This is a genomic window from Pseudomonas sp. TSRC2-2 (assembly GCF_049897785.1).
GTDB lineage: Bacteria > Pseudomonadota > Gammaproteobacteria > Pseudomonadales > Pseudomonadaceae > Aquipseudomonas.
The window spans coordinates 388,498-401,581 of record NZ_JAFCWZ010000003.1; the positions used below are offsets into that span (position 1 = coordinate 388,498).

Here is a 13,084-nt window from a genome sequence, read left to right on the forward strand (position 1 = left end):
TGCGGCGACTGGCATTTGCACTGTAGCGACCTGCGCGCTTGAATGCCGCCGGCAAACGGCGTATCAACGTTCCACGCGACCCGCCAACCGAGTGCGCCCATGTCTCAGGATTTCTACTTTTTGCTGATGCCGGGGTTCTCCGCCATCGGCTTTATCTCCGCAATCGAACCGCTGCGCGTGGCCAACCGCTTTCGCGGCGAGTTGTACCGCTGGCATGTGCTCAGCGCCGATGGCGGCGCGGTACTGGCGAGCAACGGCATGTCGGTCAACGCCGATGCGGCGCTGGAGCCGCTGAAGAAAGGCGCGACCTTGCTGGTGGTGGCCGGGTTCGAGCCGCTGAAATTCGTTACGCCGATGCTGGAACACTGGTTGCGTCGGCTGGACAACGAAGGTGTGACGCTCGGTGGTATCGACACCGGCAGCTTCGTCATTGCCGAAGCAGGCCTGCTCGACGGCTATCGCCTGACCCTGCACTGGGAGGCGATCGATGCGTTCAGGGAATCTTATCCACAGCTCAGCGTGACCCAGGAGCTGTTCGAGATCGACCGCCGGCGGATCACTTCGGCGGGTGGCACGGCTTCTATCGACTTGATGCTCGACCTGATCGCCCAGGCCCACGGCCCGCAACTGGCGATTCAGGTCAGCGAGCAATTTGTGCTGGGGCGGATCCGCCCGCGCAAGGATCACCAGCGCATGGAAGTCGCCACGCGTTACGGCATCAGCAACAAGAAACTGGTGCAGGTGATCGGCGAGATGGAGCAGCACAGCGAACCGCCGCTGACCACGCTGCAACTGGCGGAGTCGATCAAGGTCACGCGGCGGCAACTGGAGCGTTTGTTCCGGCTGCATCTGAACGATACGCCGAGTAATTTCTATCTGCGCTTGCGCCTGGAAAAGGCCCGGCAGCTGTTGCGCCAGACCGACATGAGCGTGCTGGAAGTCAGCATTGCCTGCGGCTTTGAATCACCGTCTTATTTCACCCGCAGTTATCGCGCACGTTTCGCCCGCTGCCCGCGCGAGGATCGGCGTACCGCACAGGCCTGAAAGTCAAAAGATCGCAGCCTTCGGCAGCTCCTACAGGGAAATGCATTCCAATGCAGGAGCTGCCGAAGGCTGCGATCTTTTGATCTTGCTCTTGGTTACTTTTTCACCAACGCCGAGCACGCCGCTTTATAAGCCTCATGCTGATATTTGTTCAAAGTCCCCGGCAGCTCGAAATTGTGCTTCTTGGCCTGCGCATTGATCGTCTGCGGCGACAGCAGCGTCACCTCACAACCATCCAGCAACTGAAATACGCCCTCAATCTTGAACGTCGTCGGCCCTCCGGCAAACTCACCCTTCTTGCTGCGCTTCTTGATCGCAATCCGGTCCACCGAGTTCTCGCGCACAAACGACGCCACCTGCGCCGCGAACCGCCGCACGTTCGCCGCCTCGTCATCGTCATCCAGAGCAATCTTTTTCGTGGCGAGTGGGACATGGCTCAAGGTCGAACCGTCGAGCGCAGCCACGGCGATGATCGCTTCGCTGCCTTTGATTTCAATGCCGCAGATGTTCATGGGAATCCTTAGACTGGCTTAAGAGGTTCAGCTTACAGCTCAAACACTCACTCCTGCCCGATCGACTCCAAAAACTCCGACCGTTCATCACTCATCCGCGCCACACAATCGTTCTGCGCAATGGTGAACGCTTTGCTGCCTGCGGTCGCCGGAAACGCTTCCACTGCGCAATCGGCGTCGCGGGTTTTCAGCCATTGCTGCTGGGCGGTTTTCAGTTTGGCGGTGATGTCGGCCAGTTGCGTCGGGTTCTTGCCGTACGCGGCCTGCATGCGTTCGTTGAGGCTGGCGTAGTTGTCCTTGAGCAGGTCTTCGGCGGTGCTGCGGCTGTAGGCGGAGCATTCCAGGGTCTGGATGTCGTTTTCCACCGCGTCGCACGGGTTGTTCTCGGATTCTTCGGCGGCGTGGACGCCGGTCGCAATCAATGCCAGGGCGAGGAAGATCGATTTCATTGGGGTCGCTCTAATCCGTGGGTAGGTGCAGGCTGCGGCAGATTCTGGCGCAAGCGCGCGGGCTTGAACAGGTAGCTGATCGGGGCGGGGCACGACCCTTTGTCGCGGATTGACGCTTTCGGCAATTCCCCTGTCGTTTTTGCACCCGGTCGCCCCGACACCTAGGCATATGCTGGCCCCAAAGCGCCGGCAGACGATTCGGCGCATGAATCGCCAACAAGGGGACGCCTGATGAGCCCAGCCGAATTACACGCCGACAGCATCGTTATCGACGGTCTGATCATTGCCAAATGGAACCGCGAGCTGTTTGAAGACATGCGCAAGGGCGGTCTGACGGCGGCCAACTGCACGGTGTCGGTGTGGGAAGGCTTTCAGGCGACCGTGAACAACATTGCCGCCAGCCAGAAGCTGATCCGCGAGAACAGCGACCTGGTGATGCCGGTGCGCACCACCGCTGACATTCGTCGCGCCAAGGAACAGGGCAAGACCGGCATCCTCTTCGGCTTCCAGAATGCCCACGCCTTCGAAGACCAGATCGGCTATGTCGAGGTGTTCAAGCAGCTCGGCGTCGGCATCGTGCAGATGTGCTACAACACGCAGAATCTGGTTGGCACCGGTTGCTACGAACGCGACGGCGGCCTGTCGGGTTTCGGTCGTGAAATCGTCGCCGAGATGAACCGCGTCGGCGTCATGTGCGACCTGTCCCACGTCGGTTCCAAGACATCTGAAGAAGTCATTCTCGAATCGAAAAAACCGGTCTGCTATTCGCACTGCCTGCCGTCGGGCCTCAAAGAGCACCCGCGCAACAAGTCCGACGCAGAGTTGAAGTTCATTGCCGACCACGGCGGTTTCGTCGGCGTGACCATGTTCGCGCCGTTCCTCGCCAAGGGTATCGATTCGACCATCGACGATTACGCCGAAGCCATCGAATACACCATGAACATCGTCGGCGAAGACGCCATCGGCATCGGCACCGATTTCACTCAGGGCCACGGCCAGGACTTCTTCGAGTACCTGACCCATGACAAGGGCTACGCCCGCCGCCTGACCAGCTTCGGCAAGATCATCAACCCGCTGGGCATCCGCACCGTCGGCGAATTCCCCAACCTCACCGAAACCCTGCTCAAGCGCGGCCATTCCGAACGCGTGGTACGCAAGATCATGGGTGAGAACTGGGTGAACGTTTTGAAAGATGTTTGGGGCGAATAAGCCGCCGCACTTCTGAATCCTTTCCCGCGGCCATCCGCGCCGGGGGCAACACACAAAATTTTCTGGAGTTAAGTTTCCATGGCCAAGATCGCCCCGCAATTGCCTATCGAAGTCGACAGCGAGACCGGTGTCTGGACCTCCGACGCCCTGCCAATGCTGTATGTGCCGCGTCACTTTTTCGTCAACAACCACATGGGCATCGAAGAAGTATTGGGCGCTGACGCCTACGCCGAAATCCTCTACAAGGCCGGCTACAAATCCGCCTGGCACTGGTGTGAAAAGGAAGCCGAATGCCATGGCCTGGAAGGCGTCGCGGTGTTCGAGCACTACATGAAGCGCCTGTCGCAGCGCGGCTGGGGTCTGTTCAAGATCCAGGACATCGACCTCGACAAAGGCACCGCCAGCGTCAAGCTCGAGCACTCGGCGTTCGTCTATGTCTACGGCAAGGTCGGGCGCAAGGTCGACTACATGTTCACGGGCTGGTTTGCCGGCGCCATGGACCAGATCCTCGAAGCGCGTGGCAGCAAGATTCGCACTGTGGCCGAACAAGTCTACGGAGGCTCCGAAGAGGGCCACGATGACGGCTTGTTCACCGTCAAGCCGTTGTAAGCCGAGGACCGTGAAATGGCTTTCGAAGCAATGTTCCAGCCGATCCAGATCGGCAAACTGACCATCCGCAACCGCGTGCTCAGCACCGCGCACGCCGAGGTCTACGCGACTGACGGCGGCATGACCACCGACCGCTACGTCAAATACTACGAAGAGAAAGCCAAGGGCGGCATCGGCCTGGCCATCTGCGGCGGTTCGTCCGTGGTGGCGATCGACAGCCCGCAGGAATGGTGGAGTTCGGTCAATCTGTCCACCGACCGGATCATTCCGCACTTCCAGAATCTGGCCGACGCCATGCACAAGCATGGCGCCAAGATCATGATCCAGATTACCCACATGGGCCGTCGCTCGCGCTGGGACGGTTTCAACTGGCCGACCCTGATGTCGCCATCGGGCATCCGTGAACCGGTGCACCGCGCCACTTGCAAAACCATCGAGCCGGAAGAGATCTGGCGAGTGATCGGCAACTACGCCCAGGCTGCGCGCCGGGCCAAGGCTGGTGGCCTCGATGGCGTCGAACTGTCGGCCGTGCACCAGCACATGATCGACCAGTTCTGGAGCCCGCGCGTCAACAAGCGCACCGATGAATGGGGCGGCAGCTTCGAAGGGCGGATGAAGTTCGGTCTCGAAGTACTCAAAGCCGTGCGCGCCGAGGTCGGTGACGATTTCTGCGTCGGCATGCGCCTGTGCGGTGACGAGTTCCACCCGGACGGTTTGTCCCACGAGGACATGAAGCAGATCGCCAAGTATTACGACGACACCGGCATGCTCGATTTCATCGGCGTGGTCGGCTCGGGTTGCGATACGCACAACACCCTGGCCAACGTTATTCCGAACATGAGTTATCCACCGGAGCCGTTCCTGCACCTGGCTGCCGGGATCAAGGAAGTGGTCAAGGTGCCGGTGCTGCACGCGCAGAACATCAAGGACCCGAACCAGGCCACGCGCATCCTTGAAGGCGGTTACGTCGATATGGTCGGCATGACCCGCGCGCACATCGCTGACCCGCACCTGATCGCCAAGATCAAGATGGGCCAGATCGACCAGATCAAACAGTGCGTCGGCGCCAACTATTGCATCGACCGTCAGTATCAGGGTCTCGATGTGCTGTGCATCCAGAACGCCGCGACCTCCCGTGAATACATGGGCGTGCCGCACATCATCGAGAAATCCACCGGGCCGAAACGCAAGGTGGTGATCGTCGGTGCCGGCCCGGCCGGGATGGAAGCCGCACGCGTAGCTGCCGAGCGTGGCCACGACGTGACCCTGTTCGAGAAAAAAGAATTCATCGGCGGGCAAATCACCACCGCATCGAAAGCACCGCAGCGCGACCAGATCGCCGGCATCACCCGCTGGTTCCAGCTGGAACTGGCGCGGCTGAAAGTCGATCTGCGCCTGGGCACGGCGGCGGATGCCGACACCATCATGGACCTGCGTCCGGACGTGGTGGTGCTGGCGGTCGGCGGCCACCCGTACCTTGAGCAGAACGAGCACTGGGGCGCCGCCGAAGGGCTGGTGGTCAGCAGCTGGGACGTGCTCGACGGCAAGGTCGCGCCGGGCAAGAACGTGCTGGTCTACGACACCATTTGCGAGTTCACCGGGATGTCGGTCGCCGACTTCCTCGCGGACAAGGGCAGCCAGGTCGAGATCGTCACCGACGACATCAAGCCGGGCGTGGCGATTGGCGGTACGTCGTTCCCGACCTACTACCGCAGCATGTACCCGAAAGAAGTGATCATGACCGGCGACATGATGCTGGAGAAGGTCTACCGCGAAGGCGACAAGCTGATCGCGGTGCTGGAGAACGAATACACCGGCGCGAAAGAGGAGCGGGTGGTCGATCAGGTGGTCGTCGAAAACGGCGTGCGCCCGGACGAGGAGATCTACTACGCCCTCAAGGACGGCTCGCGCAACAAGGGCCAGATCGACGTCGAAGCGCTGTTCGCGATCCAGCCGCAACCTTCGCTGAGCGAAGCGGGCGACGGCTACTTGCTGTTCCGTATCGGCGACTGCGTGGCGCAGCGTAATACCCACGCCGCGATCTATGACGCCCTGCGACTCTGCAAGGATTTCTAACGAGGTGAACTCGGTCAAATGTGGGAGCGGGCTTGCTCGCGAAAGCGATGTACCAGGCACTGGATGCATCGACTGACACGCCGCCTTCGCGAGCAAGCCCGCTCCCACATTACGGGCCAGTTTGACGGTAGACCTGTGTGGTCTTTGGGAGCTTCACCATGTTGAACACCCTTCTTCCAATCCTGTTGTTCGCAGCCTTGGGCCTTGCTGTCCTCGGCGCGTTGCGGCGGATGAACATGTGGCGCCTGGGGCGGGCGGCGAAGGTCGATCTGCTCGGCGGTCTGCTGGCCATGCCCAAGCGCTACATGGTCGACCTGCACCACGTCGTGGCGCGGGACAAATACATTGCCAACACCCACGTCGCCACGGCGGGCGGTGCGGTGGCGTCGATCGTGCTGGCGATTCTGGTGCACGGTTTCGGCCTGCATAACCGCATCCTCGGTTACGCCTTGTTGCTGATGTCGGCAGTAATGTTCGTCGGCGCGATCTTCATGTACCTGCGCCGCGTCAATCCGCCTGCACGTCTGTCGAAAGGCCCTTGGATGCGCCTGCCGAAAAGCCTGCTGGCCTTCTCCGCGTCGTTTTTCCTGGTGACCCTGCCGGTGGCCGGGATCCTGCCGGAAAACTTCGGCGGTTGGGTGCTCGCCGCCATTCTCGGTATTGGCGTGTTGTGGGGCGTGTCGGAACTGTTCTTCGGCATGACCTGGGGCGGGCCAATGAAACACGCCTTCGCCGGTGCCCTGCATCTGGCCTGGCACCGCCGCCCGGAACGTTTCGGTGGCGGGCGCTCGACCGGTTTGAAGCCGCTGGATCTGAACAATCCCGATGCGCCGCTGGGCGTTGAAAAACCCAAGGATTTCACCTGGAACCAGTTGCTCGGTTTCGACGCCTGCGTGCAGTGCGGCAAGTGCGAAGCGGCGTGCCCGGCGTTCGCCGCCGGCCAGCCGTTGAACCCGAAAAAACTGATCCAGGATATGGTCGTCGGCCTCGCGGGCGGCACCGATGCCAAATTCGCCGGTAGCCCGTATCCAGGCAAACCGATCGGCGAACACGGCGGCAATCCGCATCAACCGATCGTCAACGGCCTGGTCGATGCCGAAACCCTGTGGTCGTGCACCACGTGCCGCGCCTGCGTTGAAGAATGCCCGATGATGATCGAGCACGTCGATGCGATCGTCGACATGCGCCGGCATCTGACCCTGGAAAAAGGCGCGACGCCGAACAAGGGCGCCGAAGTGCTCGAAAACCTCATCGCCACCGACAACCCCGGCGGTTTCGCCCCGGGCGGGCGGATGAACTGGGCAGCGGACCTGAACCTCAATCTGCTCAGCGAGAAGCAATCCACCGACGTGCTGTTCTGGGTCGGCGACGGCGCCTTCGACATGCGCAACCAGCGCACCTTGCGTGCCTTCGTCAAGGTGCTGAAGGCGGCGAAAATCGACTTTGCCGTGCTCGGCCTCGAAGAACGCGACAGCGGTGATGTGGCACGGCGTCTCGGCGATGAAGCCACGTTCCAGTTGCTGGCCAAGCGCAACATCCAGACCCTGGCCAAATACAGCTTCAACCGCATCGTCACCTGCGATCCACACAGTTTCCACGTGCTGAAAAACGAGTACTGCGCCTTCGACGGCAACTATCTGGTGCAGCACCACAGCACCTACATGGCCGAGATCATTCAGGCCGGCGCGCTCAACCTCGGGCAGCACAAAGGCAACAGCGTGACCTATCACGACCCGTGCTACCTGGGCCGCTACAACGGCGAGTACGAAGCGCCGCGCGAAGTGCTGCGCGCGCTCGGCATCGAAGTCAAAGAGATGCAGCGCTCCGGTTTCCGCTCGCGCTGCTGTGGCGGTGGCGGTGGCGCGCCGATCACGGACATTCCGGGCAAACAGCGCATTCCCGATATGCGCATGGACGACATCCGCGAGACCGGCGCCGAACTGGTGGCCGTGGGTTGTCCACAGTGCACGGCGATGCTCGAAGGCGTGGTCGAACCGCGTCCGCTGATCAAGGACATTGCCGAGCTGGTCGCCGACGCGCTGCTCGAAGACGCCGCGCCTAGCAAACCGGCGACACCGGCCAAACGTGAACCTGCGGAGGTGCATTGATGAGCGACATTATCCGCCGCGACCCGCGCGCCGAATGGATCGCGCGCAACCGTCTGCACCCGCTGCACGCGGCGATGCAACCGGCGCAACACAGCTGGATGGGGCCCAATGGCGTCATCCGCAAGAATCTGCACGGCATGGGTTTTATCGGCCCTAACGGCATCAAACGCATTGACCGCAGCGGCGCGCAGCAGGGCGGGGCGGTCAAGCGTTCGGCCACGGTTGAAGTCCAGTTGCCGTTGCATCAGGTGCCAGCGCCGGCGTTTTACATCAGCGTGGTGCCCGACATGGTCGGCGGCCGCCTGAGCAGCCACGATCGCGACTTGCTTGGTCTTGCCCATCAACTGGCCGGCACGGACGGTGCGGTGTTGGCGGTGGTGTTTGGTGAGCACAAGGAATCCGCTTTCGAAACCGCCGGCGTCGACCGCTTGCTGGTACTCGAGGGCGACGAGTTCAGCGGTTATGCACCGGAACAACGGGTGCAAGGGCTGCGGGCTGTGGATAACCAGTTCAGTCCGCGCCACTGGCTGCTGCCGGACAGTCGCAGCGGTGGCGGCGAACTCGGCCGGCGCTTTGCTGCGGCACTGGGCGAACGCCCGGCAACGCGGGTCTGGCAAGTCAAGGATCAGCAGTGCATCGGCCGCGCTGGCGCCGGGCTGCAAGACCTCGCTCGTCCGGTGGCGCGGTTGATTCTGGCCGCTGCCGAATGCGCCGAGCCGGTCAGCGAAACCCGTCACGAAGCGTTGCCAGTGGAGTTATCCACAAGCGTGGCGCGCAGCCTGTCGCGAATCGAAGATCTCGGCGCCGTAGCGGTGGACCCGGGCGCGATTCCGATGGCCGAAGCCGAATTCATTTTCTCCGGTGGCAACGGCGTGAAGGACTGGTCGCTGTTCCACGAAACCGCCGCTGCACTCGGCGCCACCGAGGGCGCGTCGCGGGTCGCCGTGGACGATGGTTTCATGGCCCGTGATCGCCAGGTCGGTGCGTCTGGCACCTGGGTCACCGCTCGGGTGTATGTCGCCGTGGGTATCTCCGGAGCGATCCAGCATCTGCAAGGCATTGGCGCCTGCGACAAGGTGGTGGCGATCAACCTCGATCCGGGTTGCGACATGATCAAACGCGCCGATCTTTCAGTGATCGGCGAAAGCGCAGCGATTCTGCAAGCGTTGATCGAAGCGGTCGCGGCTTACCGCAACGACGCCAAGCGCGATGCGGCTTAAGGAAACCCTATGAACACGAACGTTATCAGTCTGGTTTCAATCGGCGCTCACCCGACCTCGGGTCGGCCACGGCGCGCCGATCAGGATGCGCGCGCGGTGGAACTGGGCCTGCAACTGGCTGGGGATAACCTGCAAGTGCTGCACGCCGGTGATGTTGCCGAACCGGCATTGCGTGCGTATTTGGGCATGGGCCTGGAGCAGATGCACGTGCTTGAACAACCGGCTGGCGCTGATGCGTTGCCGGCGCTGACCGCATACCTGCGCGATGCCGGCGCGCAGGTGGTGCTGACCGGCAGCCAGGCGGAAACCGGGGAAGGCTCGGGGATGTTGCCGTTCCTGCTGGCTGAAAGTCTGGGCTGGCCACTGGTGGTGGGCCTGGCGCAGGTCGAATCGATCAATGACGGCTCGGCGTTGGTTCTGCAAGCGTTGCCGCGCGGGCAGCGGCGGCGCTTGAAGGTGAAACTGCCGTTTCTGGCGACTGTGGATAACGCCGCGCCGAAGCCTCGGCAAAGTGCTTATGGCCCGGCACGGCGGGGCGAATTGGCCGCCGATGACGTTGAAGTGGTCGAGGACCCATTGTTGGCCGTCGCCATCCTGCAGCCGGCCAAGCCACGGCCCAAGCGTTTGAAGGTGATCAAGGCCAAGAGCGGCGCCGACCGGATGAAAGCCGCTACTGCAAAAGCCAGTGGCGGCGGGGGGCAGGTGCTCAAAGGCGTCACTGCGCAGGCGGGTGCCGAAGCGATTCTCAAACTCCTCATCGAAGAAGGTGTTGTCCGCTGACACTGCACCCAATTCCTTGTGGGAGCGGGCTTGCTCGCGATAGCAGTGTGTCGGGCGACATTGATGTTGACTGACTCGGCCTCTTCGCGAGCGAGCCCGCTCCCACAGGTGCGTGTTCGGCAGGCTGTCATTTGTTGACATGGAAAAACCTCCGCATTCCTTTGCGATCAGCTTCAACCACAGGTTAAAACCCCCAACTCGAACGCGAGGAGTCAAGTGAATGGCTGTTGAGTTTCGACCTGCCCGTCGCACGGATGCGCGCGATATCGCACGTTTGTTTCAGATTTCGTCGGAGGGCGCTTCGGATTACATCTGGAGCCAGTTGGCGGCGCCCGGAGAGGCGCTGCTGGACGTCGGGGAGCGACGTTATGCCCGCGACGATGTGGATTTTTCCTGGCAGAACTGTCTCATCGCCGAGGCGGAAGGGGGCGTCGTTGGCATGATGCACAGTTACGCCATGCGCGAAGATCCTGAACCGACGCCGCCCACCGATCCGGTACTGGCGCCGTATGCGGATATGGAAGTGCTGGATTCGTTGTACATCTCCAGCCTGGCGCTGCACGAAGGCTGGCGCAACCAAGGGTTGGGTGTGCAGTTTCTTCGGCATGCCAAGAAGCGCGCCGAGCAGTTCGGACTGAATGGTCTGAGCCTGATCGACTATGCGGCCAACACTGGCGCGCGCCGCTTTTATGAGCGTCATGGCTTCGGCATTGTCAAAACCTGCCAAGTTGTTCCCCATCCGATGATACGGGTAACGGGCGAAGCCCATTTGATGTACCGAGCATGAATCAGGTTATCCACTCCTGAGGGGTTACACACAATCGCTGTTGGTCAGTCTGTGGATAACGTGTTCGTCCCTCACTGCAAGCCATATCCGCCGCGGCTTACAGGCCTCAGATCAAAAAACAATCAATCTAAGTGGCGGTTTTTACAGAGTTTTCCACGCGATAACGCTTCGAGTTGCCCCCAATCTCTGTTGGCGCCTCTGTGGATAAGATGTTCGTCGTCTGCCAAGAGCCTTATAAATCGAGGCCTCCAAAGAATTGCTCATATTTTGCTCAAATGAAGCTCTGCTGCAACGAAATACTCTTGAGCGCGGGTTTTTCCCGAGTTTCATGCGCTTTTCCACAGACGAGACAAAGTTACCCCCGTTCTCTGTTGGCGCTTCTGTGGATAAGGTGTTCGCTACCCGCTACGGGCCTTATTCTGCGTGGCTTACAGTGAGCTGATCAAAAAACAATCAGTCGTTTGGGCGATCCGTGCTTTTGCAAAAGTCACGGTTTTTCTTTGCAAATCAGCAGGATAATTTCCGACTCACACACAGTTACCCCCATTTGCTGTGGGTGGGCATGTGGATAACTTGTTCACGGACGGCTGGAGGGCTTGGTGGGTATGGGTGGGGGGTGGTTGATCAGAAATTGTGCAATCTGCTTTTGGGGTGTGGTATTTGGCAGGACGCCTTCGCGAGCAAGCCAGCTCCTACAGCTGGAATGCATTCCAGCTGTAGGAGCTGCCGAAGGCTGCGATCTTTTGCTCTTGATCAGCCCTGAACCGGTACGCCTTTGAGATAAGGCGCAGGCTCGGCCCCGAGGTTGTTCAGCATCCGCTCGCTGTACCAATCGACGAAGTTGACCACGCCAAACTCGTAAGTCTTCGAGTAAGGCCCTGGCTGGTAGGCCGTGGAGTTGATCCCGCGCTGGTTTTCTTCAGCCAGACGCCGGTCCTGATCGTTGGTCGCGTCCCACACCTGACGCATGCGCTCAACGTCGTAATCGACACCTTCCACCGCGTCTTTGTGCACCAGCCACTTGGTGGTAACCATGGTTTCCTGGGCGCTGATCGGCCACACGGTGAAGACGATGATGTGGTCGCCCATGCAGTGGTTCCACGAATGCGGCAGGTGCAGGATGCGCATCGAGCCCAGATCCGGGTTCTTGATCCGGCCCATCAATTTGGCGCAGCCCTGCTTGCCATCGAGGGTCATCGACACGGTGCCTTTGAGCAGCGGCATGCGCACGATGCGGTTGCGCAGGCCGAAGCTGGCGTGGGCGTACGGAATCTTCTCGGCTTCCCAAGCCGCAGCGGAGGCGGCGACGTGATCCTTGAACGCCTGATCGGCGCGCGGGTCGGTGACGTCGTCCCACTCCAGCAGGGTCTTCAGCAGCTCCGGGTGCGACGCGTTGCAGTGGTAGCACTCGCGGTTGTTTTCCAGCACCAGTTTCCAGTTGGCCTTTTCCATCAAGGTGGTGGTGATCGCCACCTTGGTGTTCTCCATGTCGTACGGTTCCATGTAGTGGTTGAGCGTCGACAGGAAATCATCGATGGCCGGCGGGTTTTCCGCCAGGCTGATGAAGATGTAGCCACCGGCGGTTTTCACGTTCACCGGTTTGAGGCCGTACTGCTTCATGTCGAAGTCGGCGCCCATCTCGGTGCCGGCGAACAGCAGGCGCCCGTCCAGTTCATACGTCCACTGGTGGTAGTGGCAGACCAGTTTCGCGACCTTGCCTTTTTCACTGGTGCACAGGCGCGAGCCACGGTGGCGGCAGACGTTGTGGAAGGCATGCACCACACCTTCGGCGCCGCGAATGACGATGATCGGGTTCTTGCCGATCTGCAAAGTCAGGTAGTTGCCCTTGGCCGGGATTTCGCAGGTCATGCCGGCGATCAACCACTCTTTCTGAAAGATCTCCTGCATGTCGATATCGAACAGGCGCTCGTCGCTGTAGAACGGCTGCGGCAGGGAAAAGGTCCGCTCGCGTTCCTGGAGCATTTGTGCGGTGGCCTTGCGTGCGGGTTCCAGCGGATCGCCCAGGCTGATTTTTGCGGTGACGTCCATCGATGTAATCCTCATGGCCCTCTGCGTGGCCGGCGAAAGTGGCTGATCAGGTGTGCTGCAAAACGGTTGCTACGCAAGGTGTAAAGAAATCGTCTTGTGTTGGGGCGAGTGTGGGGCCGGCGCTGCCCCGAACCTTATCCATGGGCGACATGGTGCAATCTGTTCCCGACGCGCAAGCCCCGGTGTTCAAGGGCTGGTCGCGATAAGTATGTCAATGTCGCGGATAGGTAAACGCACGGTC

10 protein-coding genes and 1 pseudogene are annotated in these 13,084 nt (G+C 60.9%); 8 read left to right on the forward strand and 3 right to left on the reverse strand.

Annotated features, from left to right (window positions below):
- Positions 1-99: 99 nt before the first annotated feature.
- Positions 100-1,127, forward strand: a pseudogene (locus ACP7D9_RS07800) (GlxA family transcriptional regulator).
- Between the two features lie 12 nt (positions 1,128-1,139).
- Here ACP7D9_RS07800 and ACP7D9_RS07805 read toward each other — a convergent pair.
- Complete coding sequence (locus ACP7D9_RS07805) at positions 1,140-1,556, reverse strand: DUF3010 family protein (RefSeq protein WP_016772815.1); 417 nt, start codon at positions 1,554-1,556, stop codon at positions 1,140-1,142.
- Positions 1,557-1,603: 47 nt separating this feature from the next.
- Positions 1,604-2,005, reverse strand: coding sequence for a lysozyme inhibitor LprI family protein (locus ACP7D9_RS07810; RefSeq protein ID WP_341638071.1), 402 nt, complete (start codon positions 2,003-2,005; stop codon positions 1,604-1,606).
- 231 nt (positions 2,006-2,236) lie between these two features.
- Between ACP7D9_RS07810 and ACP7D9_RS07815 the strand changes: the two genes are divergently transcribed.
- From ACP7D9_RS07815 to ACP7D9_RS07845, 7 genes are all read left to right on the forward strand, one after another.
- Positions 2,237-3,214: a dipeptidase gene (locus ACP7D9_RS07815; protein WP_007962626.1), complete on the forward strand. Its 978-nt coding sequence runs from the start codon at positions 2,237-2,239 to the stop codon at positions 3,212-3,214.
- 78 nt (positions 3,215-3,292) lie between these two features.
- Positions 3,293-3,823 carry a DUF5943 domain-containing protein gene (locus tag ACP7D9_RS07820; RefSeq protein WP_005792152.1) on the forward strand — a complete coding sequence of 177 codons (531 nt, stop codon included), beginning with the start codon at positions 3,293-3,295 and terminating at the stop codon, positions 3,821-3,823.
- A 15-nt stretch (positions 3,824-3,838) separates the two neighbouring features.
- Positions 3,839-5,899: a dimethylglycine demethylation protein DgcA gene (gene dgcA / locus ACP7D9_RS07825; protein ID WP_064365321.1), complete on the forward strand. Its 2,061-nt coding sequence runs from the start codon at positions 3,839-3,841 to the stop codon at positions 5,897-5,899.
- 158 nt (positions 5,900-6,057) lie between these two features.
- Positions 6,058-8,007 carry a dimethylglycine demethylation protein DgcB gene (gene dgcB / locus ACP7D9_RS07830; protein ID WP_426156546.1) on the forward strand — a complete coding sequence of 650 codons (1,950 nt, stop codon included), beginning with the start codon at positions 6,058-6,060 and terminating at the stop codon, positions 8,005-8,007.
- A complete protein-coding gene (locus ACP7D9_RS07835) occupies positions 8,007-9,227 on the forward strand; it encodes an electron transfer flavoprotein subunit alpha/FixB family protein (RefSeq protein WP_426156548.1) in 1,221 nt (406 codons plus the stop codon). The genes dgcB and ACP7D9_RS07835 overlap by 1 nt, the downstream gene beginning before the upstream one ends.
- Positions 9,228-9,236: 9 nt before the next feature.
- Positions 9,237-10,007, forward strand: a complete 771-nt coding sequence (locus ACP7D9_RS07840; protein ID WP_426156550.1) for an electron transfer flavoprotein subunit beta — start codon at positions 9,237-9,239, stop codon at positions 10,005-10,007.
- Positions 10,008-10,227: 220 nt separating this feature from the next.
- Complete coding sequence (locus ACP7D9_RS07845; RefSeq protein WP_426156552.1) at positions 10,228-10,794, forward strand: GNAT family N-acetyltransferase; 567 nt, start codon at positions 10,228-10,230, stop codon at positions 10,792-10,794.
- Positions 10,795-11,547: 753 nt separating this feature from the next.
- On the opposite strand, the gene gbcA is transcribed toward ACP7D9_RS07845, so the two are convergent.
- On the reverse strand, positions 11,548-12,843 hold the full coding sequence (gbcA, locus tag ACP7D9_RS07850) for a glycine-betaine demethylase subunit GbcA (RefSeq protein WP_039757637.1): 1,296 nt from the start codon (positions 12,841-12,843) through the stop codon (positions 11,548-11,550).
- Between the last annotated feature and the right edge of the window lie 241 nt (positions 12,844-13,084).

Excerpts from the sequence above, each read along its gene's own strand:
- ACP7D9_RS07805 (WP_016772815.1), bottom strand. The coding sequence starts at position 1,556 with ATGAACATCTGCGGCATTGAAATCAAAGGCAGCGAAGCGATCATCGCC.
- ACP7D9_RS07810 (WP_341638071.1), bottom strand. The coding sequence starts at position 2,005 with ATGAAATCGATCTTCCTCGCCCTGGCATTGATTGCGACCGGCGTCCAC.
- ACP7D9_RS07815 (WP_007962626.1), top strand. The coding sequence starts at position 2,237 with ATGAGCCCAGCCGAATTACACGCCGACAGCATCGTTATCGACGGTCTG.
- ACP7D9_RS07820 (WP_005792152.1), top strand. The coding sequence starts at position 3,293 with ATGGCCAAGATCGCCCCGCAATTGCCTATCGAAGTCGACAGCGAGACC.
- dgcA (WP_064365321.1), top strand. The coding sequence starts at position 3,839 with ATGGCTTTCGAAGCAATGTTCCAGCCGATCCAGATCGGCAAACTGACC.
- dgcB (WP_426156546.1), top strand. The coding sequence starts at position 6,058 with ATGTTGAACACCCTTCTTCCAATCCTGTTGTTCGCAGCCTTGGGCCTT.
- ACP7D9_RS07835 (WP_426156548.1), top strand. The coding sequence starts at position 8,007 with ATGAGCGACATTATCCGCCGCGACCCGCGCGCCGAATGGATCGCGCGC.
- ACP7D9_RS07840 (WP_426156550.1), top strand. The coding sequence starts at position 9,237 with ATGAACACGAACGTTATCAGTCTGGTTTCAATCGGCGCTCACCCGACC.
- ACP7D9_RS07845 (WP_426156552.1), top strand. The coding sequence starts at position 10,228 with ATGGCTGTTGAGTTTCGACCTGCCCGTCGCACGGATGCGCGCGATATC.
- gbcA (WP_039757637.1), bottom strand. The coding sequence starts at position 12,843 with ATGGACGTCACCGCAAAAATCAGCCTGGGCGATCCGCTGGAACCCGCA.